The organism is Paraburkholderia oxyphila NBRC 105797, assembly GCF_000685075.1.
GTDB classification, from domain to species: Bacteria; Pseudomonadota; Gammaproteobacteria; order Burkholderiales; family Burkholderiaceae; genus Paraburkholderia; species Paraburkholderia oxyphila.
Window position 1 is genome coordinate 19,243 of the sequence record NZ_BAYD01000050.1, and the last position, 23,639, is coordinate 42,881.

The 23,639-nt window shown below is 64.6% G+C and carries 25 protein-coding genes; 17 read left to right on the forward strand and 8 right to left on the reverse strand.

Annotation, left to right across the window (positions count from 1 at the left end; genetic code table 11):
• Nucleotides 1-33: 33 nt before the first annotated feature.
• The gene (locus BO1_RS27370) at nt 34-1,626 is read right to left on the reverse strand and encodes an aspartate:alanine exchanger family transporter (RefSeq protein WP_028220287.1); all 1,593 of its coding nucleotides are present in this window, start codon (nt 1,624-1,626) and stop codon (nt 34-36) included.
• Nucleotides 1,627-1,941: 315 nt separating this feature from the next.
• Between BO1_RS27370 and BO1_RS27375 the strand changes: the two genes are divergently transcribed.
• Nucleotides 1,942-2,145, forward strand: coding sequence for a hypothetical protein (locus tag BO1_RS27375; protein WP_028220288.1), 204 nt, complete (start codon nt 1,942-1,944; stop codon nt 2,143-2,145).
• Between the two features lie 105 nt (nt 2,146-2,250).
• Nucleotides 2,251-2,538 carry an H-NS histone family protein gene (locus BO1_RS27380; protein WP_028220289.1) on the forward strand — a complete coding sequence of 96 codons (288 nt, stop codon included), beginning with the start codon at nt 2,251-2,253 and terminating at the stop codon, nt 2,536-2,538.
• A gap of 134 nt (nt 2,539-2,672) precedes the next feature.
• Here BO1_RS27380 and BO1_RS52910 read toward each other — a convergent pair whose 3' ends face one another.
• Nucleotides 2,673-3,359: a TetR/AcrR family transcriptional regulator gene (locus BO1_RS52910; RefSeq protein ID WP_043286745.1), complete on the reverse strand. Its 687-nt coding sequence runs from the start codon at nt 3,357-3,359 to the stop codon at nt 2,673-2,675.
• A 230-nt stretch (nt 3,360-3,589) separates the two neighbouring features.
• On the opposite strand from BO1_RS52910, the gene BO1_RS27390 reads away from it, so the two are divergent.
• On the forward strand, nt 3,590-4,006 hold the full coding sequence (locus BO1_RS27390; RefSeq protein WP_028220290.1) for a nuclear transport factor 2 family protein: 417 nt from the start codon (nt 3,590-3,592) through the stop codon (nt 4,004-4,006).
• Between the two features lie 53 nt (nt 4,007-4,059).
• A complete protein-coding gene (locus BO1_RS27395) occupies nt 4,060-4,815 on the forward strand; it encodes an SDR family oxidoreductase (protein WP_028220291.1) in 756 nt (251 codons plus the stop codon).
• Between the two features lie 461 nt (nt 4,816-5,276).
• Here the strand turns inward: BO1_RS27395 and BO1_RS27400 are convergent, their stop codons facing one another.
• Nucleotides 5,277-5,654: a hypothetical protein gene (locus BO1_RS27400; RefSeq protein ID WP_028220292.1), complete on the reverse strand. Its 378-nt coding sequence runs from the start codon at nt 5,652-5,654 to the stop codon at nt 5,277-5,279.
• A 60-nt stretch (nt 5,655-5,714) separates the two neighbouring features.
• Nucleotides 5,715-6,119, reverse strand: coding sequence for a YidH family protein (locus tag BO1_RS27405; protein ID WP_218002829.1), 405 nt, complete (start codon nt 6,117-6,119; stop codon nt 5,715-5,717).
• Nucleotides 6,120-6,419: 300 nt separating this feature from the next.
• Here BO1_RS27405 and BO1_RS52915 point away from each other — a divergent pair, with 300 nt between their 5' ends.
• The 10 genes from BO1_RS52915 (at nt 6,420) to BO1_RS52935 (ending at nt 16,489) form a co-directional block, all read left to right on the forward strand.
• Nucleotides 6,420-7,835 (forward strand): anaerobic sulfatase maturase, encoded by a 1,416-nt coding sequence (locus BO1_RS52915; protein ID WP_245643911.1) that lies wholly within the window; start codon nt 6,420-6,422, stop codon nt 7,833-7,835.
• A gap of 195 nt (nt 7,836-8,030) precedes the next feature.
• A complete protein-coding gene (locus BO1_RS27415; RefSeq protein ID WP_028220294.1) occupies nt 8,031-9,521 on the forward strand; it encodes an arylsulfatase in 1,491 nt (496 codons plus the stop codon).
• 187 nt (nt 9,522-9,708) lie between these two features.
• Nucleotides 9,709-10,893: an NRAMP family divalent metal transporter gene (locus tag BO1_RS27420; RefSeq protein WP_052409608.1), complete on the forward strand. Its 1,185-nt coding sequence runs from the start codon at nt 9,709-9,711 to the stop codon at nt 10,891-10,893.
• Between the two features lie 2 nt (nt 10,894-10,895).
• Nucleotides 10,896-11,657: a c-type cytochrome gene (locus BO1_RS52920; RefSeq protein WP_156992418.1), complete on the forward strand. Its 762-nt coding sequence runs from the start codon at nt 10,896-10,898 to the stop codon at nt 11,655-11,657.
• Nucleotides 11,654-12,655: a c-type cytochrome gene (locus BO1_RS52925; protein ID WP_063744718.1), complete on the forward strand. Its 1,002-nt coding sequence runs from the start codon at nt 11,654-11,656 to the stop codon at nt 12,653-12,655. The genes BO1_RS52920 and BO1_RS52925 overlap by 4 nt, the downstream gene beginning before the upstream one ends.
• Nucleotides 12,642-12,803: a hypothetical protein gene (locus BO1_RS59460; protein ID WP_156992419.1), complete on the forward strand. Its 162-nt coding sequence runs from the start codon at nt 12,642-12,644 to the stop codon at nt 12,801-12,803. The genes BO1_RS52925 and BO1_RS59460 overlap by 14 nt, the downstream gene beginning before the upstream one ends.
• Nucleotides 12,804-12,816: 13 nt before the next feature.
• Complete coding sequence (locus BO1_RS27440) at nt 12,817-13,341, forward strand: cytochrome c oxidase subunit II (protein WP_028220296.1); 525 nt, start codon at nt 12,817-12,819, stop codon at nt 13,339-13,341.
• Nucleotides 13,338-15,101, forward strand: a complete 1,764-nt coding sequence (locus BO1_RS27445) for a cbb3-type cytochrome c oxidase subunit I (protein WP_028220297.1) — start codon at nt 13,338-13,340, stop codon at nt 15,099-15,101. Before BO1_RS27440 ends, BO1_RS27445 begins: the two co-directional genes overlap by 4 nt.
• 6 nt (nt 15,102-15,107) lie before the next feature.
• On the forward strand, nt 15,108-15,740 hold the full coding sequence (locus BO1_RS52930) for an SCO family protein (protein ID WP_167338395.1): 633 nt from the start codon (nt 15,108-15,110) through the stop codon (nt 15,738-15,740).
• Nucleotides 15,737-16,489, forward strand: a complete 753-nt coding sequence (locus BO1_RS52935; protein ID WP_043286709.1) for a cytochrome c oxidase assembly protein — start codon at nt 15,737-15,739, stop codon at nt 16,487-16,489. The genes BO1_RS52930 and BO1_RS52935 overlap by 4 nt, the downstream gene beginning before the upstream one ends.
• A 61-nt stretch (nt 16,490-16,550) precedes the next feature.
• Here BO1_RS52935 and BO1_RS27460 read toward each other — a convergent pair whose 3' ends face one another.
• The 3 genes from BO1_RS27460 to BO1_RS27470 form a co-directional block, all read right to left on the reverse strand.
• Entirely contained in the window at nt 16,551-17,165 is a 615-nt protein-coding gene (locus BO1_RS27460; protein WP_028220298.1) for an HD domain-containing protein, read from the reverse strand.
• Nucleotides 17,166-17,214: 49 nt separating this feature from the next.
• The gene (locus BO1_RS27465; RefSeq protein WP_028220299.1) at nt 17,215-18,264 is read right to left on the reverse strand and encodes a patatin-like phospholipase family protein; all 1,050 of its coding nucleotides are present in this window, start codon (nt 18,262-18,264) and stop codon (nt 17,215-17,217) included.
• Between the two features lie 175 nt (nt 18,265-18,439).
• The gene (locus tag BO1_RS27470; RefSeq protein WP_028220300.1) at nt 18,440-19,453 is read right to left on the reverse strand and encodes a fatty acid desaturase; all 1,014 of its coding nucleotides are present in this window, start codon (nt 19,451-19,453) and stop codon (nt 18,440-18,442) included.
• A 60-nt stretch (nt 19,454-19,513) separates the two neighbouring features.
• Between BO1_RS27470 and BO1_RS27475 the strand changes: the two genes are divergently transcribed.
• On the forward strand, nt 19,514-20,338 hold the full coding sequence (locus BO1_RS27475) for a phosphate/phosphite/phosphonate ABC transporter substrate-binding protein (RefSeq protein ID WP_028220301.1): 825 nt from the start codon (nt 19,514-19,516) through the stop codon (nt 20,336-20,338).
• A 311-nt stretch (nt 20,339-20,649) separates the two neighbouring features.
• Nucleotides 20,650-22,428, forward strand: coding sequence for a sigma-54-dependent Fis family transcriptional regulator (locus BO1_RS27480; RefSeq protein WP_043286713.1), 1,779 nt, complete (start codon nt 20,650-20,652; stop codon nt 22,426-22,428).
• 47 nt (nt 22,429-22,475) lie between these two features.
• Here the strand turns inward: BO1_RS27480 and BO1_RS27485 are convergent, their stop codons facing one another.
• Nucleotides 22,476-22,748, reverse strand: coding sequence for a hypothetical protein (locus tag BO1_RS27485; protein ID WP_028220303.1), 273 nt, complete (start codon nt 22,746-22,748; stop codon nt 22,476-22,478).
• A 599-nt stretch (nt 22,749-23,347) separates the two neighbouring features.
• Here BO1_RS27485 and BO1_RS61345 point away from each other — a divergent pair.
• A complete protein-coding gene (locus tag BO1_RS61345; RefSeq protein ID WP_028220304.1) occupies nt 23,348-23,614 on the forward strand; it encodes a phenol hydroxylase subunit in 267 nt (88 codons plus the stop codon).
• Nucleotides 23,615-23,639 lie beyond the last annotated feature (25 nt).

Sequence of the window (23,639 nt, forward strand, 5' to 3'; positions counted from 1 at the left end):
ACCGCGCTGGAGCCACGCTGGGCCCGTTGCCGGTTATCCGCCGATCAATACGACGGCGATCTGCACGAACAGAATTTTCACAATGGTCATTGAGGGGAAGATCATCGCATAACCGACGTCCGGACGATCCGTCGGTGCGAGGCGGTTGGCAAACGCGAGTATCGCCGGGTTGCCGGTCGCTCCGCTGATCACCCCCACCGCCAGGTCGAACGGCATGCGGAAAATCCACAGGCAGAACACCGCCGTGATGATCAGCAACGCGAGCGCGATCACCACCCCATAGAGCAGAAACGACGCGCCCGTCACGCCCACCGTCGCGAAGAATTTCGGCCCGGAGGCAATCCCCACCTGCGCGAGAAAAATCGTCAGGCCGAAATTGCGCAACACCAGATTCGCGGTGAGCGGCATGGTCCAGACGAACGGCCCGAAGCGGCGCACCCGGCCGAGGCAAAGCGCGACCAGCAGCAGCGCGGCCAGCCCGAACGTCATTTTGCCGACGCTGGGAATCACGATCGGAATCGCACCGACCAGTAACCCGAGCGCCGCGCCCACGCCTATCGAAATGAAGCTCAGCTCGGCGGTGCCCTTGATCGAGTCACCGAAGAACGCACGCATCGTCTTGTGGTGGGCACCGTTGACCAGCAAGCCGACCCGGTCGCCGAATTCAAGAATCAGATCCTGGCTGGGCATCATGTCGGCATCGCCCCGGCGCACATGCGCGATCGAGCAGTCGACCCCGTCGGGGAAACGCAGGTCGCGCAGCGCGTGACCGACCACGAGCTTGCTCGACGCGAACACGCGCAGATAGTCGAGATCCTCTCGATGGCTCGTCATGCGCCCCGGCTGCAACTCGCCGAACATCGACGTCGTTTCGCGCAGCAAGGCCGGATTGGTCGCGGTCGCGAGCAGCACGTCGTCCGGCTCCAGCACGAGATCGTGAGCGGGCTGCTGGTTGTGGTGAGCGCGGCGCACGGCGGCGATGGCGACCTCATCGGGCAGACGCTTGATGAGATCGGACAGTTTCAGGCCGATCAGCGCCGGGTTGCGCAGCGCGATCTCCGCGGTCTCCATCACCTTTTGCGGTGGCCGCTCGATCTTCGGCTTGAGCAGGGCGCTGAGCGCATACAGAAAGAGAATGGGCCCGGCCACGCCGAACGGATAGGAGACGCTATAGCCAACTGTCGCCCCGTCGCCTTTCAACATGGCCATCGCCGCCTGCAGGCTGGCGGTGCTGGTGCCGGAGCCGGCGAACATGCCCAGCGACTGATCGAGCCCCACGCCGAACAGATGAACCAGCGCGACCGAAACGAAGCCCGCGCCGATCACACCCAATGCCGCCGCGATATTCGCCTTCAGTCCGTCGGCACTGGTCAAGCCCTTGAAGAACTGCTCGCCGTATTGAATGCCGATTCCATAGAGAAACAGCAGCAAGCCGAGCGTGCCGAGCAGTGCGGGCGGCGCGGACTTCGGCGCCCATCCGCCGATCGCGAGACCGACGAACAGCACGGCGCCCGACCCGAGCGACACGCCCTTGATATTGATCTCGCCAACCACATAGCCCAGCGCCACCGTTACAAAGAGCGTGAGCAACGGCTGGGTTTCAAGCAACGTCTTGAGCATGTCCATGCCAGCAGTCCCTGTTGACCAGCCTGATTCGCTTCATCTGCTTGCGCGCGCCGGGTTGTGGCCAGGCGGGCCGCGTCGCCGTCGTTCATACCATCTGAAAATATCAAATTCATCGATTCCGTGCGCTACTCGTGCACCATTCAACAGGATTGCTAACATCACGAAAGAATGACATCGCACGGCGATGCTGCGAGCCGTGTTGGGGCCATAGCGACCATCGGCCACTTTCTTGCATTGTGTCTGTGCAATACGATTGATTCGGTTACCTCAGAAATTGAAGCAACGTTGCCTGATTGGCAAAGGAGCAATTGGCAAATGAATGAATCGATGGTTGAAGCTTTTCTCTGTATGCGCGATGAAGATGAAGATCGCCAATACATTATTGACGCTGCCTATTGCCTTGACGCCAACGCAGCCCTGCCCGCCGGATCGACCATAAAAGAACAGCAGCCCCGCAGCCTCATCGAACGCGGACAGCCTCACTGGTACACGACTACGAGCGCGGCCACGCGGCACTGAATACGCTCGATCATCCACGCATTCCTGCGTATTCGATCCTGGCACTGCACGAACGCGCGCCCGCGCGCGTTAAAATATCGGCGTTACCGTCAACCGCCCATCACGATGTCCAGCTACAAAGAATTGATCGCCCAGCGCGAACAGCTCGAGGCACAGCTTCAGGAAGCGTTCAAGGAAGAACGCATGAACGTGCTCGACGAGATCGTCCGGAAAATGAAGCTGCACCGGATCACGCTCGATGAAGTCCGCGGCCCCGCGCCGGCGGCAAAGGTCAGCAAGGTGCCGCCGAAGTATCGAGACCCGGTGACGGGCAACGAATGGTCGGGGCGTGGCAAGCCGCCGAACTGGATCAAGGACGAGCCGGATCGCAGCAGGTTTCTGATCGGCGACTGAGCTGCATTGACCTGACTTCAGCTGAATCGACCTGCAGCCGGCTCGCCCGCCCGCGTGTGATGACCGCCGCGCATGCGGGCGGAGCCCGGCAACGTCGAGAACACGGTGCCGTGATCGCTCGGAAACGACGGAAGTCAGGTTGAAGTACCGCCGCGCGCGTGGCTCGCCTGGGCGACGCGCACTTGCGTGCCGGTCGCGTCGAGCAAATGTCGCCGGCCCTCATCGAGTATTTCATCGGCCAGCGCCGGAGCCACGTCCACCACGGCGCGTGACAGCACCAGCGTGCCCACCAACTGGCTGAGCAGCGCGATCGCCTCTGCGCGGCTGCCTTCGCTGCGCACTGCCGCCTCGCTCGCGGCCTGCGTCCCCGCACGGCTTCCTTCACGCTCCTCAATCACCGCGGCGATCCCGTCGAGATACGCTGCAAGACCCTGCGCGTAGGCGGCGCGCGCTTCATCGTCGAGCCGGCGTGCGTCGCCCGCGAAACCGGACAGCGGGCAGCCCGCTTCGATATCGGCGCGATGCTCGGCGGAGAGGTACGTGCGTATGTGCTGCTCGATCGCGTCGGCGCCGGCCTGCCTCGCGTGATCGATGACGCCGGCAATCGTCTCGCGGCCCTCCTCCAGCGCCTTGTCCATCACGGCGGCCACCAGCGCGTCCTTCGATTTGAAGTGGTTGTAGAAACCGCCCTGCGTAAAGCCCGCCGCCTTCATCAGCTCAGCGAGCCCGACTGCATCGACGCCGCGCTCGCGAAACAGCTTTTCCGCGGCCGCCACGATCGCGCGCCGGTTCTCTGCTGCCTGTTCCCTCGAAACACCCATATCGCCCTCTTTTCGGCCGGCCCCGGCCCAATCAGATTCATCGAAAAATACAATGGTGATCACCATTGACATCATCAAAGCGGGCGACCACAATGGCCTGCAATGACGATGTCGATCACCATTGTCTTGAGTATAGCCGGCTTTTGCCCCGCTGGTCAGGCAAAAGCCGGTTCAGTCACCAGTTGACGCGCCTGCGCGCCCTTGCAAGAACCTTTCAAGAGAGATTGAAGATGACGAAAACCACGGCGGAACAGAACAAGGCACTCGTGCTGGAGGCCTTCGATACGTTGTTCAACAAGCGCGACTACGCCGCCGCGCAGCGCTTCTGGTCCGAGCGCTACATTCAGCACAGCGCGCATATCGCACCGGGACGCGACGGCCTGTTCGATCTGGTCCGCACGCTGCCCGCCACCTTGCGCTACGAGAACCAGTTGATCCTGGCCGAAGGCGATTACGTGATCGCGCATGGCCGCTTCTCGGGGCACGGCCGGCCCGCCGCGTGGATCGCCGCCGACGTCGTGCGCTTCGAAAACGGCAAGCTCGCCGAGCATTGGGACGTACTCCAGGACGAGGCGACGCAAGCCGAATCGGCGAGTGGCTTGCCGATGTTCGGCGACCGTTTCCCCGGCGGCCGCTTCCCCGCTTGATTCCCGCTTGATTGAACCATCCGCATCCCTACCATTTATTCAGGAGTACGATCATGAAACTCAGCGGCAACACGATCTTCATCACGGGCGGCACCTCAGGCATCGGCCGCGCGCTCGCCGAAGCGCTGCACCAGCGCGGCAACAAGGTCATTATCAGCGGACGCCGGCGCAGCCATCTCGACGAGGTGGTGGCCGCCAATCCAGGCATGGCCGCCGTCGAGCTCGACATCACCGATCCGGCCAGCATCGAGCGGGTCGCGGCGCAACTGATCGCGGCCTATCCCGATCTGAACGTGCTGATCAACAACGCGGGCGTGATGCAGCCCGACGACGCGGCCGGCCATATCGACGACGCGCTGTTGGTCTCCACCATCGACACGAATCTGATTGGGCCGATCCGCATGACGTCGGCGCTGATCGATCATCTCAAGACGCGCAAGGACGCCGTCGTGGCCTACACGAGCTCGGTGCTGGCATTCGTCCCGCTCGCCTTGACGGCCGTGTATTCGTCGACCAAGGCGGCCGTGCATTCGTACGTGCTCTCGCAGCGCTTCATGCTGCGCGACACGAGCGTGCGCGTGCTGGAGATCGCGCCGCCCTGGGTCCGCACGGACCTGATGAACAGCCGCGAAGCCGAGCAGGCGATGCCGCTCGACGCGTTCATCGAAGAAACGATGGCGGTGCTCGGCACGGATACGGACGAGGTGCTGGTCGAAGCAGCGAAGGCGTTCCGCGCGAATCCGGGTCCGGGCGAGCATGACTTCGTCAATGGCTTCAACGCGGGTGCCATGGAGATATTTGGCCGGTAAGCGAAAAGGCTTCCCGAAAGCCGACACCGGACCGTTGCGCGGCGGATTCACGGGCGCAAGCCGCGTAGCCGGCAAGGTCCGGACCGGGTCGGGGCAATCCGCGCACGCCCCGTGGCGCCCCGTGCGAGCGTCTTGCCCGGCTCCACGACCGTGATCTGCCCTGTGTATGCAGGCCTTGCCACGGCGCCGGGCGGCACCTGCAACGTCTACTTCCCCCCCGGCACCCCCTCCCACCGACCTGGATCCGCGCAAAGACCGCGATTCGTTCGACATGAGCGAACGATGGCATTGCCCCTTCGGGCAATATCGTTGCCTCATTCCCCAATGGCGTTCGCGCCGGAACCAGGCAAAGCTTTAAGAGGTGCAACGTGGCAATGGGTCCGATCGGGCATTGCATCTGCTCGCCGCCACCGGACGAGGCCCACCTCGACCCAAAGCTTTCGATCAACAGACTGTGAGATTCAGCGTTTCCTTGCAATTCTGGCAACCAGCCCGCGAACGATCACATAGGGAACAAGAGCAAGAATTAGCGCAACCAGCACGACTCCACCTGGGTAAATCCTGTGAAATGCAAAGATCTGAAATACAAGATCGAGCACCATTGCAAGAATGAAGATCTTGCCCACATTTCGCCAGCCGCTGCGAATCAGTTCGGCCTCACTGCGCGCGCCCGTGACGATCGCCTCGAAATAGGGCGTCCTGCGAAGTTTTGCATCACGAAGGCCCGAGCGAATGGCGAAAAAAGATGCCATCGCAGGCTGAAAAATGATCCTCAGATGAAGCGGTCCAGTGACGCGATCCTGCATGTTGGAAACGACCCGCATCAAAAATTCGCTCACTCCCCTCTCCTTTCCACGGATACGCAACGCGGCACCCAAACGAGTACGGATATCGCGCGGCTACATGATCCGTTCAACGATGCTGACGAAGAGAAAAGCTCCCGAAGCCGCAAGAATCATCGCAATGACAAACGTCGGGCGCCAGACGCTCCCGGCCTGGTATTCGCGCAGGTCCGCAAGGGTGCGCCAATATTCGATCGCACCCAGCACGAGCGCCGCCGTGCCCATGCCAATGAGAAAAAGACCCACTGTGCGGGCGCTATGCGGGTGAGAAAGCTGCCCGCCAGCCGCTTCGAAGCTCTGCAAAACCTTGTAAATCGTGAAGCCGAAGCTGATCATGGAAAGCGCGGTGCGCACCCATGCCATGAGTGTCCGGTCAGCGGCCATCAATGTACGTCTGGCCGCGAGATCGGTGCGGTCGACTGCCAGCTCATTCGTCGAGCGGGGTGTGCCATTTTCCGTCACGGCATGCTCCTCATGTGTTATCCAGTGTCTGAATCGCGATTCAATGTGCATGCATTTCTGGTCATGTGCACCGTGGAAAAGATACCGGTGTTTCTGAAAAATTCAATATCGAATTTACGAAAAATTTTTCGACGAAAGATGTCGTTACCTCGTCAAGAATGACATTTCCCTTTCTAATTGAAATAGAGATCGATTAAGGAACGTATTTACTGTTGCGAATACGCACATCGTGATAGCCTTGCATCGCACGCGGTGCAATGGCGGAGAATTCACTAGTCGAACAGGCGTGGGGAGATTGTCTTGAAGGATTCCAAAGCATCGAACGGTATCGCAGAGCAAAACAGCGCTGGTTTCATGCCCGCTGCTGTCCCGGCCGATAACGCACCACCGGGATTTCATCTGCTGGCCAAGCCGAGTGGCTCGACCTGCAATATCGATTGCCAGTATTGCTTCTTCCTCTCCAAGGAAGCGCTCTATCCGAACGACCGCCACCGGATGTCCGATGCGACGCTCGACGCCTATATCCGCCAGCTCCTCGAATCCCATCGCACCCCGCAGGTCACGGTCGCGTGGCAAGGCGGCGAACCAACGCTGATGCGGGTGGACTTTTTTCGCCAGGCCGTCGCGCTCGTGGAAAAGTACCGGAAGCCCGGTCAAATCGTGAAGCATACGTTTCAGACCAATGGGCTGCTCCTCGACGACGAATGGTGCGCCTTTTTCAAGGAGCACGATTTCCTCGTTGGCCTGAGCGTCGACGGGCCCCGCGAGCTGCACGACACCTACCGCGTCGACCGGCAGGGCAACGGCACCTTCGATCTCGTGATGCGCGGCTGGCGGCTATTGCGCAAGCACGACGTCGAATTCAATATTCTGTGCACCGTCAATGCGGCGAACCAGGCCCACGGCCGCGCCGTCTATCAGTTTTTCCGCGACGAACTGGGCGCGCGCTGGATCCAGTTCATCCCCATCATCGAGCGGGCCACCGAGCAAACGATCCAACTCGCCAATCTAGGCTGGCGGGAGCGTCCCGGGCACCAGCGCGTGCTCTACACGCAGTCCGGCAATGTCGTGACGCAACGCTCGGTCGGGCCGCGCCAGTACGGCCAGTTCCTCGTCGATATCTTCGAGGAATGGGTGCGCCACGACGTAGGCAGCGTTTATGTGCAGCTGTTCGACGTGACGCTGGAGGCCATGTTCGGCCGTCATCTGCTGTGCATTCACGCGCCTGTCTGCGGTCAGGGCCCGGCGCTCGAGTACAACGGCGACCTCTATTCGTGCGATCACTTTGTCGAGCCCGGCTACAAGCTCGGCAACATTCATGAGACGCACATGAGCACACTCATGGCCCTGCCCGCACAGCGCGAGTTCGGCGAAGCCAAGCGCGATTCGCTCACGCAACAGTGCCAGCACTGCGAAGTCAGGCCGCTATGCAACGGTGGCTGCCCCAAGGACCGCTTTGCGCTCTCGCGCGAGGGCGAACCCGGGCAAAACTATCTTTGCCCGGGCCTCGAACTGTTCTTCACCCACACGCGCCCCGCCATGCAGAAGATGGCCCGGCTATTCAGCGCGGGCAGGCCGCCCGCCGACGTCATGCCGCTGATGAAAGCCGACGACAAGCGCCGCGACCCGTACAGCCCCTGTTCGTGCGGCAGCGGCCGCAAGTTCCGCTTCTGCCATGGCAGCACGGTTCGCGCGGCGGCCGCCATGGCCGGTTGAATCACGCTGGAGGCGGGCCGGTATCCGGCTGGCGACGCTTGCGCCAGTCCCTGAGCAGCGCTTCGAGCAACGGGCGTCACGCCAAAACGTATTGGAGTAGCAGCGGGGCCGCTTTGCAAGTCATCTGCACGTATCGGCCAGTCTGTCGGGAACCCTCCCGATCAATGAAGCAACACCAAGCGAAGGAGAAATAGCATGGCCAGCAAGTTGCCGAATATCCTGATCCTGTGGGGTGACGATATCGGGTGGTGGAACATCAGTTACAACAGCCGTGGACAGATGGGCTATCGCACGCCCAATATCGATCGCATTGCTAACGAAGGCGCGGCGTTCACCGACTACTACGCGCAACAGAGCTGCACGGCGGGCCGCGCAGCCTTCATCACCGGCCAGAATCCGATCCGCACGGGTCTCACGAAGGTCGGCATGCCGGGCGCCGACATTGGCCTGATGGCCGAGGACCCCACCATCGCGGAGTTGCTCAAGCCGCTCGGTTACGCCACCGGGCAGTTCGGCAAGAACCACCTCGGCGACAAGGACGAGTTCTTGCCCACGATGCACGGCTTCGACGAGTTCTTCGGCAATCTTTATCACCTGAACGCCGAGGAGGAACCAGAAGATCCGGACTACCCGAAGAACCCCGAGTTCAAGAAGCGCTTCGGGCCGCGCGGCGTGCTGCACTGCTGGGCCGACGGCAAGGGCGGGCAGAAGGTCACGGACACCGGTCCGCTCACGAAAAAACGCATGGAGACGATCGACGAGGAGACCACCGCTCACGCGCTCGCGTTCATCGACAAGGCGCACAGCGAGGACAAGCCGTTCTTCATGTGGTACAACACCACGGCCATGCACTTCCGGACGCACTGCGCCGAGAAGCACAAGGGCAAGAGCGGCCAGGGCGACTATAACGACGTGATGGTCGCGCACGACGAGAACATCGGCAAAATGCTGGCGAAACTCGACGAGCTGGGCATTGCCGACAACACCTTCGTCATGTACTCGACCGACAACGGTCCGCACTACAACAGCTGGCCCGACGCGGGCATCACGCCGTTCCGTTCCGAGAAGAACACCAACTGGGAAGGCGGCTGGCGCGTGCCCGCCTTCGTGCGCTGGCCCGGCAAGATCAAGGCGGGCTCGGTGTTCAACGGCATCGTTGCGCACCAGGACTGGCTGCCCACGATACTGGCCGTGGCCGGGGTGCCCGACATCAAGGAGAAGCTGGTCCAGGGCTATCAGGCCGGCGAGAAGACGTTCAAGGTGCACATTGACGGCCACAACCTCGCGCCCTACCTGAGCGGGCAGACAGACAAGAGTCCTCGCGAGAGCTTCTTCTACATCAGCGACGACGGCGACATACTCGGCATCCGCATGAAGGACTGGAAGATGGTCCTGCGAGAGCAGCGCGCAACGCGGCTTCAGTGCTGGTCGGAGCCGTTCATCCCGCTGCGCATTCCCAAGATGTTCAATCTGCGCCGGGACCCGTTCGAGCGTGCGGATGAAAACTCCAACACGTACTATGACTGGATGATTTCCCATGCCTATCTGATCTACGCCATGCAGGCCGTCGTGGCGAGCGAAATCGACGAGTTCAAGCACTTCCCGCCTCGCCACAAGGCGGCGTCGTTCAACCTCGATGCCGTCATGCGGCAACTGGAAGACGTTGGCGGCAGCGCAGGCCACTGATTCTTCCGGGAAGTCGCAGCGATGCCGCGCCTTTCCGGCGCGGCATCGCGTCTTGGTGTCTGCTCATCGAACCTGTTGCGTCAAGATGCAATCTATTGCCCCATCCCTGCTCCACCGGTTGCGCAGCCGTCTGTGCGTATCGCCATCGCTGTGGCGCGCTTTGGTCCGCGCGGCACGATCGACCGCGTTGTGGGGACCCGGCATCCTCGTGATGCTCGCCGACTGTGATGCCGGCAACGTCGTCACGGCGGCGCAAAGCGGTGCGCGCTGGGGCGTGCGCCTCATGCCGCTGCTGCTCGCGCTGATTCCGCTGCTCTACATGATTCAGGACCTCAGCGTGCGGCTGGGGATCTTTACCGGCGAGGGGCACGGCGAGCTGATCCGCAAGCGCCTTGGGCCCGTATGGGCATGGCTCGCCGCGTTCGGGCTGCTGGTGGCCGTGCTCGGCTCGCTCGTCACCGAGTTCACTGGCGTCGCCGGTGTCGGCGAGATGTATGGGGTCTCGCGCAACCTCACGCTGCCCCTCGCCGTGGGTGTTCTGCTCGGCGTCGTGCTCACGGGGTCGCACAAGCGCGTCGACCGCATCGCGATGCTGATCGGCGCGCTCGAGCTCTCGTTTTTCGCGGTGGCCTGGCATGCTCACCCCGATGCCAGCACGCTCGCACGGCAGCTACGCGACTTGCCGCTCACGCACCCGGAGTTTCTCTGGCTCGCGGCGGCACTGATTGGCGCGACCTTCAACCCCTGGATGGTGTTCTATCAGCAGGCCGCCGTGGCGGACCGTCAGCTGAGCGCGCGCGACTATCCGGCTGCCAGGCTCGAAACGGCCGTGGGCGCCGTGCTCACGCAGTTGCTGACCGCGGCCATCCTCGTGGCGGCGGCCGCCACGCTTGGCAATCACGCCGGTGCGCAAGGCGTGCAGAGCGTGGGCGACATCAGCACGGCGCTGTCCGCCGCCTTCGGCTCGCGGCTCGGACGGCTGCTGTTTGGCGCCGGCGTGCTGGGCGCGTCACTGGTCGCCGCCATCGTCTGCTCGCTGGCGCTCGCGTGGGGACTCGGCGAAGTCGCGGGCTACAAGCGCTCGCTCGAGCAGCGCCCGGCCAGCGCACCGTGGTTCTACGGCATCTACGCAGCCGCGGTAGCAAGCAGCGCTTTCATCGTCTGGCTTGCACCGAACCTCGTTTCGCTGAACGTCGGGGTGCAGGTCGTCAACGCGGTGATGCTGCCGCTCGTGGCCGGCCTGCTGGTCGTGCTCTCGTTCGTGGCGCTGCCTCATGCGCATCGGCCGCGCAGCGCCTATCTGTGGCTCGTGTGTGCCTGCGTAGCCGTCGTGAGCATCGCGGGACTGGCGGGAGCCGTGGCGGGCATCTAGCCGTGCCGGTCGCAACGAGGACGGTCTTTTACCAAGCGAGAAGGAATCCGCCGATGAAGATTTCGACCATACTGGCAGGCCTGATACGTTCGCTACCGCTCGCCATGTTGTACGCCATGCCCGCCTGGGCCGCTCAGGGGCCGGCGCTGTCGGGCCGCGACATCGCCGTTTCCGGCATGCAGCAGGGTACGGCGAGCTGCGCGGCTTGCCATGGCGCCGATGGCTCGGGCAACCTCGAGATGGGCATCCCCCGGCTCTCGGGACTGCCGCAGGATTATCTCGCGCGGCAGCTGGCCTATTTCGCCGATGGTGAACGGCAAAGCATAGTCATGGCGCCGTATGCAAAGGCGCTGACTACGCAGCAGCAACTCGAAGTATCCAGATATTTTGCCGCTCTGCCCGCGGGGGCTCCCGATACGCCCGCCCATGCCACGCAGGCGCAGATCGATCACGGCCGAAACCTCTACGAGAACGGACTGCCCCGATTGGGCGTGCCCGCATGCGTGCTTTGTCACGGCGCCGCGGGCCGCGGCATTGCAGCGTTTTCGCCGCCGCTCGCCGGTCAGTCGGCAGCCTATGCCAGCACGCAGCTCTATCGCTGGCGCGCCGGGCAAGCACGCGGCCCCGCCGGCAAATTCATGGTGACCGTGTCACAGCATCTTTCGGATGCCGATATCGATGCGGTGTCGGTCTATCTCGCCGGACTCCCCGCTGCGTCCGGCACTCAGACATCTTCAAACCCGACAAACGGAGACGGTAAATGACCCGGCATCGTGGGCAACTCGCTCTGGTTTCGATTCTCGCGATCGCATTTCTCGCGACGGTCATCTGGGCCATTACGGAGAAACCGTGGCGCCGAGCCGGTGAGGACACGACGGTGAGTGCCGCCGCTTTTCAACCCCCGCCCGATTCGGCCATTCCGAACAACGAGTTCGGCGAAATGGTTCGCGAAGGCAAGAAGATATTCGCGAACCCGGGACAGTATGCGAGCGGCTTCGTGGGCAACAAGCTCAGTTGTGTGAACTGTCACCTGTCCGATGGCCGTCAGGCCAACTCGGCGCCGTTATGGGCGGCCTACGTGGCCTATCCCGCTTACCGGAGCAAGAACGAGCACGTCAACACGTTCGCCGAACGCCTGCAGGGCTGCTTCCAGTACAGCATGAACGGGAAGGCTCCGCCGCTGGGCGACCGCACGCTCGTCGCGCTCGAAAGCTACGCGTACTTTCTCGCCAAGGGCGTCCCGACCGGCGAGCCGCCTGCCGGACGAGGCTACCCGGCACTCCCGGCACCCGCCCTCGCCGCCGACTACAACCGGGGCGCCGCCGTGTACAGCCAGAACTGCGCGGTATGTCATGGTGCGAATGGAGAAGGCAAGTCGTCCGACGGACACGCGGCCTTCCCGCCGCTCTGGGGTGCGCAGTCCTATAACTGGGGCGCCGGCCTGACTGCGATCGACACCGCGGCTGCGTTCGTCCGGGCGAATATGCCGCTCGGCATGCCGAACAGCTTGACGGTTCAGCAAGCCTGGGACGTCGCCACCTATATCGACAGCCAGGTCCGTCCTCAAGACCCGCGCTTCACCGGCGACGTTGCTCAAACGCGCAAGCAATTCCACGACAGCCCGTATTCCGCGTACGGCACGACCGTGAACGGCGTCCTGCTCGGCGCTCCCGATCACACCCCACCCTTCGGAACCGTTCCGGTCTCGACATCCGGGACGCCCGCCCACGCCACTGGAGCAACACACGATGAGCAATCCTGAACACACGCGCCCGTCGCCGGACGGCACGCCCGATCGTCCGGCGGGCCCGGTGCGGCCGGTGGGAAGCTGGGTTGTCGCCGGCTTCCTGCTGGTGGTCTTCGCGCTGGTTTGGGTGACCATGTCCGCGGTCTTTCTGAGCAGAAGCTGAGGAGGCCATAGCAATGAGCGAAGAGAGCACGAGCTTCGAACAGGCGTTTCACCACAGCGCCGAGCGGCACGAGCGTGTATGGATCTTCATGGCACTCGTCATGCTGGCCCTGTTGACGGTCTGCGCGATGTTCTACGTCGTGTACGACTATGGCGTGGTCGTCAAGGGCGCGGGATCGATCCGCGACCCCGACTCGGTCATGGACACACCGGCCTTTCGCGACGGCCAGCTCGTCCAGACCGGACCGGATAGCTACGCGGTCCATGTCGTGGGCCACATCTGGCAATGGACGCCTGGCGTCATCCACGTCAAGCAGGGTTCGGAAGTCACGTTCTACGTGACGAGCTCGGACGTGCTGCACGGCTTCGAGGTTCAGGGAACGACGATCAACCTGACCGCCGTTCCGGGCGCCGTCGGCAAGGTGACCTACACCTTCAGTCATGCCGGCACCTACCACGTTATCTGCAACGAGTACTGCGGCATCGAGCACCACTCGATGATCGGCAGCATCGTCGTCGACCCCAAGGATGCGTCATGAGCCTCTCGACCGAAAACCAGACCGTTTCCGGGCACTACGCGAGCACAGGCGCCGGCAGCGCAGCGGTGCGTCACACCATGCTCGCCTATCTTGTCGTCGGCTTTTCCGCGCTGATGATTGGCGCGTCGATCGGGCCGCTGCAGGCGCTCAATTACGGCGGCATCAACGCCTATCCCGCGCTGCGGCCGGTCCTGCAAACTTACTATGAAGGCCTCACGATCCACGGCGTGCTGAACGGCTATGTCTTCACGTTCTTCGTGATCTGCGGCCTGCTGGTCTATCTGCCCGCACGCGAGCTCGGCCTGAAGCCGAACATGCCGCTGTGGCTGAGCGGCTTCGTCATCATGGCGCTTGGCACCGCGCTGTTGCTGCTCGCCATGTTCGACAACTCCTCGAGCGTGTTGTGGACGTTCTATCCGCCGCTCAAGGGCAGCCCGTATTTCTATCTCGGCATGACGCTGCTCGGGGCCGGCAGCCTCTTTCCGCTGCCGATCGTCCATGGCCTGCGCGCCCGCTGGAAACGCAGCAACCCCGGGGAAATCACTCCGCTCGTCACCTACATGAGCATGATCACCATGTGGATGTGGAGCTTCGCCGCGCTGGGCGTCGTGGTCGAGCTCGTGGCGTTCCTCGACCCGTGGGCGCTCGGCCTCGTCGGCACGGTGGATCCCCTCATCACGCGCACCCTCTTTTGGCTCACGGGTCACCCCATCGTCTACTTCTGGCTCATGCCAACCTATATCTCGTGGTACTGCCTGCTGCCCCGCCAGGCCGGGGGCAAGCTGGTCTCGGACCCGATGGCCAGACTGACCTTCATCCTGCTGCTGGTCTTTTCGCTGCCGGTGGGCAGCCATCACCAGTTTCAGGATCCGGGCTTCTCGCCGGTGTGGCGCGGCATCGTGACCGTCCTGACGATGTCGGTCGCGCTGCCCAGCCTGATTACCGCCTTCTCGCTCGGCCTGAGCCTCGAATATGCCGGGCGCTGCCGCGGCGGCAAAGGATGGTTCGGCTGGTTCAAGGCTCTGCCATGGAGCGATCCGAGCGTGGCCGGCCAGGTCCTTGCCGCATTGACCTTCATTCTGGGCGGGGCGACGGGCATGGTGAATGGAAGCTGGCAACTGGACGCCACCGTTCACAACACCGTGTATGTGCCCGGGCACTTCCACGTGACGGTCGGCACCGTGACCGCCATGACGCTGATGTCGGTGACGTTCTGGCTACTGCCCAATCTCACGGGCCGCGCGCTGCTCAGCCGCAAGCTGGCGCTGGCCGCGATCTGGCTGTGGTTCGCCGGCATCATGACGTTTGCGCTCGGATTCCTGTGGGCTGGCGTGTATGGCGTGCCGCGCCGGGCCTGGGTATCGGATCTGCCGCACATGGCCTATCAGAACCTCTATGGCTCCGCGCAGGTGCCATTGACCATGGCGGCCGTGGGCGGCGTCATCCTGTGGCTGGCCATTGCGTGCTTCTACATCGTGTTCTTCGGCACGCTGATCGCCGGCAAGCGGCAAGCGGCGCTCACGCCGGTTCCGTTTGCCCAGGCGATCGGCCGCCGGCCGAGCTATGCGCTCGATCTGGCGCCTTCGGAGCGCCCGGCGCCGCAGGCCCGCATGCCCGATACACCGGCGCTCGCCCGTGCATGCGAGCCCATTGGACGCTGGTCGGCATTCGCCTTTGTCGTCATGCTGGCCGCGTATCTGCCGATCTTCTGGCCACTCGCCACCCACGTCATTCATGCACCGGGCTGGATGGTCTGGTGACGGATGGTGAGCGAAAGTCGCGACTCCGCGCTTTGCCGTTCGCTGTCGAGAGCGGCGCTCACCTGCATCCTGCTTGCCCTCGCGCTGTATGGATACGCGGTACTCGGGCGCCATGACACGTATGCGGGAACGCGGGTGGCGCAGATCGCGGCGCCGCCGCTCGCACTGCAATCCGTTCAAGGTGGCGCGTTTTCATGGAACGCGATGCGCGGCAAGGCCGTGCTCGTCTACTTCGGCTATACCCGGTGCCCCGATGTCTGCCCCTCGACGCTTGCCGCGCTGCTGCACGTCATGGACAGGCTCGGCGCCGCGGCAAGCCATGTGGCCATCGTGTTCGTCACGCTCGATCCGCAGCACGATTCCCCGGCTCGCCTGCGCGACTACCTCGCACAGTTTTCCCCCGCTATCGTGGGCCTGAGTGGCCCGCCAGCGGAAGTCGCCCAGGCGGCTGCGGACTGGGGCATCACATGGCGGCGGGCCGAGGACGGCCGCTATATCGACCACACGTCGGTCGTCACCCTCGTCGATCCGCAAGGCCGGTTGAGGCTGCGCTACGGATATGGGCAACTGGGCGACCCCGCTGCGATGGCCGGTGACATCCGGCACGTCGTGCGCCAGCAGAGCGGGTGGACTGAATGAGCGGCAGCTGGAACTCGAGCGCACCATGGCTCTGGCTCGTTGCATCCGCAACGATCGCCGTCACCAGCGTGTCGGCCGCCGTGCTGCGGCGCTGGTCTGCCTGGCATGCGCTGAGCGGCGTCGCAGCCGGCGTCCTGATCGGCGCCGCCGCGTCAAGCCTGCGCAATCCGTTGTCGTCGATGGCCAGCTACACTGCGGCGCTCATGGTGCTCAACCTCTGGGTTCCGCCGCTCCTGCTCGCCAGCGTGCCGGCTTCGACATGGGCGAGCTGGCGCGGCGTGCCGGCGCCGGCCGCGGCGCGGGGCCTCGCAGGCTGGCTGCTGGACCCGTGGGTGGCGGCGTCCGTCTTTGTGCTGCTGTCCGTGATGGTGAGCCTGCCAGGCATATTCGAACCGGCACTCGTCAACGCGTTGTTCAGCGCGCCGCTTGGCATTGCCGAGCTTTGCAGCGGATTGCTGTTCTGGTGCCAGCTATTCCGCTGCCTGCGCGCCATCCGCCACGACTGGCAGGCGGGCTTGTTCGTGCTCCTCGGAACGATGCCGATGATGGCAGTCGCGGTCGTGTGGATGTTCTCGCAAAACGTGCTCTATATGCCGTACCTGAACGTGATCTGCCAGTGGAATGTCCCGCCGCTCGTCGATCAACATTGGGCCGGTTTTGTCATGCTGTTCGCAGGGCTGCCGCTGCAGATCGTGGGCATGTGGCGGCTCGCCGGACTCGGCTCCGTACAACGCGCGGCGGCTGGCTGACGGTGCGAGCATCGGGACGTGGCGTGCGCCCCGTCCAGCCAGCGCACCAGACGCTGCGCCGCTACGGCGGCGCCTGCAAGCCGAGCCGCCACGCCAGGTTCTGTCTCGCGCGCTCTTCGCAGCGCGCATAAAAGAAATCGGTCTGGTAAATGCGCGGCCGCGCAAGCCAGCCGCCCAGAATCCGCCGTTCCTGCTGGTCGTACGCGAGATCGTCGAGATCCGGGCGCTCGGCACGCAAGCGCGCGCCGTTCTCGCGGAACCGGCTGCGCGGCGCCCCCAGCGTCGCCAGGTCGATGTCGCACGCGTAGCGCTCGTCGAGCTCGTCCGGCACGCCGGTATGGCGGGTCGTGAGGATGATCGCGCCAATGCGCTCGCGCGCCGCGATCCCGTCGCCGGCCCAGTGACGGAACCAGTCCGCGCTGCGTTGCTCGTTGTCCCGCGCGCCCGGCACGTAAATGACGTCGTGGCACCACAGCGCAAGCTCCACGACATCGGGATGGGGAATCGCGCCGCGCGCCAGATCGAAATCGCGCAGGCAGCGGCGTACGTGACGCAACGTGTGATAGTGGCGTACCGGCTCGCCATAGCATTGCGCAAGATCGGCATAGACCGCCTCGGCGCGCGTGCCGCCGTTGCGCGACCACAGCGAGACGAAACGTGCCTGCGTCCCGTTCATCCCTGCTCCTTTCCGCGCGGCCCGGCCACGCCGGCCGCCGCCGCGATGCTCAGAGAAACTCCCTGCGGATGTCGATGCTCGAACGCTGGCCGATATTCACGTAGTGCTGCATCAGCCACGCATCGGCTTCGCGCCGCCCGTTGTCACGCAGTTCGCAAAGGAAGCTCCAGTCGGCGTTGTACTTGCTCGACACGCTGAGCGCGCACATCGCGGCGTCCGAGCGGATCGAGTGAATCAGCATCTCCTTCATCTCGTCGCGGTCGACCTTGCCTTGCTGGATCAGCTCCGTGACGAACGCGATCGCGCGCATTTCGCGCATCAGCGAGGAATTGAAACTGATCTCGCTGACGCGGTTGAGGATCTCGGCGGCCGTGACGGGCACGCCGCGGCGCACGAGCGGGTTGATATGGACGATGACCACATCGCGCGTCGTGCCATGGTAGATCAGCGGGTAGATGGCCGGATTGCCCATGTAGCCGCCGTCCCAGTAGTGCTCGCCGTCGATCATGACCGCCTGGAACAGCGTCGGCACGCATGCGGACGCGAGCACGGCGTCGGCGCAGACATCCTCGCCCGTGAACAGTCGGATCTTGCCGGTCTCCACGTTGGTCGCGCACACGTAGAGCGGGATCGGGCACGCCTTGCGCAGCGCGGCAAAGTCGACCTGGCTTTCGAGCACTTCGCGCAAGGGATTGAGGTTGTGCGGATTGAACTGGTACGGCGAGAACACGCGCAGCATCATGTCCGCAACCGCATAGAGCGGCGAATGGTCGAGCCCGAAGCTGTGCGTGCCCTTGAGCCACGGCACCCAGCGCAGCGGGTTATAGCGCTCGGCAGACTGCGAGATCGCGTGCCAGAAGTCGTGCAGCGCCTGCCGCGCGCCTTCCTCGCCGCCCTTGAGCAGCCCGTACGCGAGCACGGCGCCGTTCATGGCCCCGGCGCTGGTCGCACTGACGCCCTGGATCGAGAGCCTGCCGTCTTCGAGCAGCCGGTCGAGCACGCCCCACGTAAACGCGCCGTGCATCCCGCCGCCCTGCAAAGCCAGCGCGATCGGCTTGGGCGCCGCCTGCTCGTGGCTTCTTGTTTGCTTCGTCGCCATATGCCCTCTCCTCGGCCCGTGCGGATCGGCGCACTACCCCGCGTCGAGGCGCTCCCTCGCCTCGTGCAAGCGGACTGAAAAGAAAGCGGTGGCCGCCAGCGCTTCGGTGAGCAAAGCCCTGTGCCATTATGCGCTGCATTTCGCGATCGGCCGACGACTCGCGCGGCGCTTTCGCTCACCCGGCCGCGGGCCGTTGCGCGGCGGGCCGCTGGGCCGCCGCCCCACTCGCGCTCGCGCGTGGCCAGTACGGATGAACCGGCGCATCCGTGGCGCGCCACGCGTAGAGGCGCAACAGCTCGCGGTAGCCGCCGCGAATCACGAAATGCCCGCTTTTGACCGCATAGGCGTCGCGGCGCAGCCGGTACGCGCCGGGCAGGCAATACCAGGCGAGCGAGGGCAAGTCGTGGTGCACGAGGTGATAGTTGTTGTTGAGGAACAGGAGCCGCATGACGAAGCCCGCCTCGTTGATGACGATGCGCGCCTTCGGATCGGGCGCCGCGCGATGCTCGTAGAGCGAGCGGATGGTCGCGAGCGACAGCGCGGGCCAGCTCACGGCGAGCAGGTAGTACCACCAGGGCACGCTCGCCCACCGGTCGAGCGCCGCGAGCAATGCGGCAACGCACAGCAGATGCGCCAGCCACATCGGCGCGTAGCGGCGGTCGCGCTCGCGCAGCGCGCGCCATGCCGCCGCGAGCACGGCGGCGGCGCTCATGGGCGGCCCCACCACCATCCTGCCGACGAAGCGCTTGCGCGCGTGCCACAAGGCCCGGCGCCATGCCGGCCAGCGGCGCCAGCGCGCGGCGGGCACGTAGTTGCTTTCGGGATCGAGCCCGGGCAGCGTGAGCGCCTCGTCGCGATGATGTTCGAGATGGGTGTCGCGATAGAGCGTGTAGGGGAACCAGATCGCGAGCGGCGGATAGCCCAGCCATTTATTCAGGGCTGCGAATCGCGTGGGATGGCCATGCAGCAGCTCGTGCTGCATCGACATGTGCAAGGTGCACAGCACGACGAGGAGCGGCGTGGCGGCGCCCAGCGAGAGCGTGTGGGCGCGCACGAGCAGCACGGTGGCGGCCCAGCCGCCATAGACGCCGGCGATCAGCAGCCACGTCGGCCATTCGGTGCGAGCGGTCAGACTCGCCTCGAGCACGGCGACGTCCCGCGCATGCTCCGCGTCGATATATTCAGCCATGGTTTGCCTGATTCAATTCATTGGCCGGCGCAGCGGCCCGTATTTGCCTACACTTGCACGATGAGCCACTGGATCGCCGCCCTGCCGATGTACAACGTGACGCCGCACCACGGCGCGCTTTGGCGCGCCCTGATGCAGGACGCCCTCGAAACCTTTGCGCAGGCAGGTGGCCCGCGCGACGTGGCCGTGCTCAACGCGCCCGGCGACGACCTGCTCGCGCTTTGGCGCCGCCCCGATCTGCTGCTCTCGCAGACCTGCGGCTTCCCGTATCGCATGCTCGGCCTCGCGGACGCCGTGCAACTGCTTGCAACGCCGGCCTTCGATGCTGAAGGCTGCGAAGGCGCGCATTACCGCAGCACGCTCGTCGTCTCGGCGCGCGCCGCATCGCAGGGCGCCGTCACGCTCGCCGCCTGCCGCGGCTTGCGCGCCGCCTGCAACGGCCGCGATTCGCACAGCGGCATGAATGCGCTGCGTCACGCCGTGGCGCCCTATGCGCGAGAGGGCCGCTTCTTCTCCTCGGTCGCGTGGGTAGGCTCGCATCTGAACGCCTTGCGCGCGCTCGGCGCGGGCGTGGCCGACGTGGCCGCGATCGACTGCGTGACGCTCGCCTACGTGCGCGACGCCCTGCCCGAGCTGCTGCGCGACGTGCGCACGATCGGCGCGACGGCGCTCGCACCCGGCCTGCCCTTCGTCGCTTCGCGTGCGCTGCCCGCCGGGGACGCAACACGCCTGCGCGACGCGCTCGACCTTGCCTGCGCCGCCGATGCGGCGCGCGCCAAGGCGCTGCGCCTGCGCGGCTTCGTGCGCCTTGCGAGCGCCGATTACGCTGCCATCCAGCAATGCGCCGACGAGGCCCGCGCGCTCGGCTATCCGGAGCTCGCGTAAGCGCGACTCAGCCTGCAATCTAACAACGAACGCCGCACCGGCAAAACGAGCGTTTGACACATCGATATTCCCCGGCATGGCAAACCGGCAGGCGAACCAGGCCGCCCCAGGCCGGATGTGTCGAAATGAGCGAATTTCACGCGATTTTCGCGATTTCGAGTCGCTCAAAACAGCATCGGGGAATATCCGTAAAGACAAGGCGCCACCGAGGCAGTGCACTATGCAAAGGGAATGCGCGCATACGTCATGGCATGGGAGAGCGAGACGGCATGGTGGATACAGAGAAAAGAGCACACGCTCAGGGCGACCCGATGAAGCTGGTCACGCCCAAGGGCGCGCGCGTGGATAGCGTGCGTTACCCCGATATCGCGGACCTGATGTCGCGGCTGCGTTTTTCGCCCGGTGACGGACGCATCTGGCTCGACGACCAGCGCATGGTGCTGCTGCACACGGAGTCGATCGGCACGCTGCGGCGTGAGCTGATTGAAAGCCTCGGCATCGACACCGCGCGGGGCCTGCTCACGCGCATGGGCTACAACTCGGGCGCGCGCGACGCGGAGCTCGCGCGGCGCGTGCGCCCCGACAACAGCATCATGGACATGTTCTCCGTGGGCCCGCAGTTGCACATGCTCGAGGGGCTCACGGCGGTCGAGCCCGTGCATGTCGAAATCGACGTCGAAAAAGGCCTCTATCACGGCGAATTCATCTGGAAGAACTGCTCCGAGGACGAAGAGCACGTGCGCATTTACGGCATCGGCGTGGAGCCGGTCTGCTGGACGCAGATCGGCTACGCCTGCGGCTACACGAGCGTCTTCATGGGGCGGCCGATTCTCTACCGCGAGGTCGAATGCCGGGGCCTCGGGCAGCCGCACTGCCGCATCATCGGCAAGCCGATCGAGGAATGGGGCGACGAAGCCGCCAACGACCTGCGCTTCCTGCAGGCGCAGTCGTTCACCCAGGGGCTTTCCGCCGGCAGCGCGCGGCGCGGCGGCGTGGCCGATCTCGGCCAGCGCCCGACGCCCACTGCGTTCGGCGACAGCAACATGGTGGGCGCGTCGCCCGGCTTCAACGCGGTCTGCCACATGATCCGGCGCGTGGCCGACACCAAGGCCACGGTGCTCTTTCTCGGCGAAAGCGGCGTGGGCAAGGAAGTGTGCGCACGCACACTGCACCGGATCAGCCGCCGCAACGATGGGCCTTTCGTGGCCGTGAACTGTGCGGCGATACCCGAGGCACTGGTCGAGTCGGAGCTCTTCGGCGTGGAGAAAGGCGGCTTCACGGACGCCACGCAGAGCCGCCCGGGCCGCTTCGAGCGGGCGCATGGCGGCACACTCTTTCTCGACGAGATCGGCATTCTGAGCCCGACCGCCCAGGGCAAGCTGCTGCGCGCGCTGCAGGAAGGCGAGATCGAGCGCGTGGGCGACACGCAAACGCGCCGTGTCGACGTGCGCGTGGTGGCCGCGACCAATCTCGATCTCAAGGACGAGATACGCGCCGGGCGCTTTCGCGAAGATCTCTATTTCCGTCTGAACGTGTTCCCGATTCGCGTGCCTTCGCTGCGCGAGCGGCGCGAGGATCTGCCCGTCCTGCTCAATCACATGCTGCACAAGTACCGCGAATTGCATGGGCGGCCCGTCACGGGCTTCACGAGCCGCGCGATCGATGCGCTGCTCAGCTATGGCTGGCCGGGCAATATTCGCGAGATGGAGAACATCGTCGAGCGGGGCGTGATCCTCGCGCCCGAGGGCGGCGCGATCGACGTCGGGCATCTGTTCATTAGCGGGGAGACCCTCGAGTCCTCACTGTTCGGCCTCGATACGAGCGGTGCGCTCTCGCCTTCCGGCTCGCTGCTCGCCCAGATGGAAAGCCAGGCCGGCACCGAGGTGGACCGCGTGAGCCGCAAGGTCAACAGCCTGCTCATGGGGCTCGGCGGCGACGTGGAGCCGACTTCGCTCGACGACATAGAATCCGCGCTGCTCAAGAGCGCCGTGCGCCAGGCCGACGGCAATCTCTCCGCGGCGGCCCGCACGCTGGGGATCACGCGCGCCCAGCTCGTGTACCGGTTGAAGAGCCGCGGATTGCGGGTTTGAATGCGGCGATGCACATGGGTGCGGGGCGAAACCCGGCGGCGCCGGGATCAGGCCGCCTCGCCGAAAATCCGCACAACGGGGCTCACGTCGCTCGGCGGGAAGATGTACCACGCGCCGTCGTCATGGCGAAAGAAGAAGAGCCCCACCTCGCTCGCCATGCCAAGGGCGCGAATATAGACACAGCGCCGCTTGTTTCCGCGCCCATTCGCGTGTTCACCCTGGCGCCCATGCGCGTAGCGCGTCACCTCGACCAGCGTGTCCGCCCGCAGTGCCAGCCATTTGTCGGCCATGGCCCGCAGCGACTGCCTTGTCCCGTCCATCTTCGTCTCCTTCGCGCCTGACACAGTGCTTGATGTTTTGCACTGAACCTCGCCGGCACACCCTATAAGGCAATCACCGTGCCAATCGCGTCCCGGCAGTGGCTGCAAGCGGCCAGCGCCGGGCGATCCGCGCCAGACGCCCGCCCAGCAAGGCGCCGCGCGCGCTTGCGCCTACGTCAGACGAAATCCCGCGGGCGTCACGTCGCTGGCGCAATTGCTCAAATGAGCAACACCCTGCCTCGGCGATGCGTCGCGAATGGATCAATTCGTCACGTGCAGCGGCATCCGCGCGCGCTGCGTCGTGCTCGAGCGTCCGGGTTATTCCCGATGCTCGTTTGATCAACCGAATTGCCGCCCGCCTCCGCCAGTTTCGATCACTTCATCGAATCGCAAATCGCGGCTCGCTCACGCGTTGCATTGGCGTTCGCGCGTCTGTTCACGCCAGAGCCTTGAAGCAAAAGCGTTTTTCAGGAATCGCACGACACCGCGCGGCACTCGCGCGCCGCACTGGCCCGCTCATTGCGTATAGAGAGCCACACGCGGTCCGCCAGACGAAAACATGCAGCGCAGCCGCGCACACATACTCAAGGAGACAAGCCGTGAGCGAAACGCAAACACCGCTTGGGCGGCCGTTCGATGTCTCGCAGCGCTACGTGCGCTTGCGGGAGCACCGTGCGGACGGCTTCGTGGCGTTCGACTTTTCGATCGGCGACCCGCGCATCTGCGTGGAACTCGTCATGCGCGAAGCCGACTATCGCGCCTTCTGCCGTACGCATGAAGTCGAACATCTGAGCGGCGAAGACGGCGCCGCGCTCGATGCGGAAGAACTCAAGTGGCGCTACGGACTGCCTGGCATTTCGCAATGAGCGCAATAAGCGTGATCACCAGGCG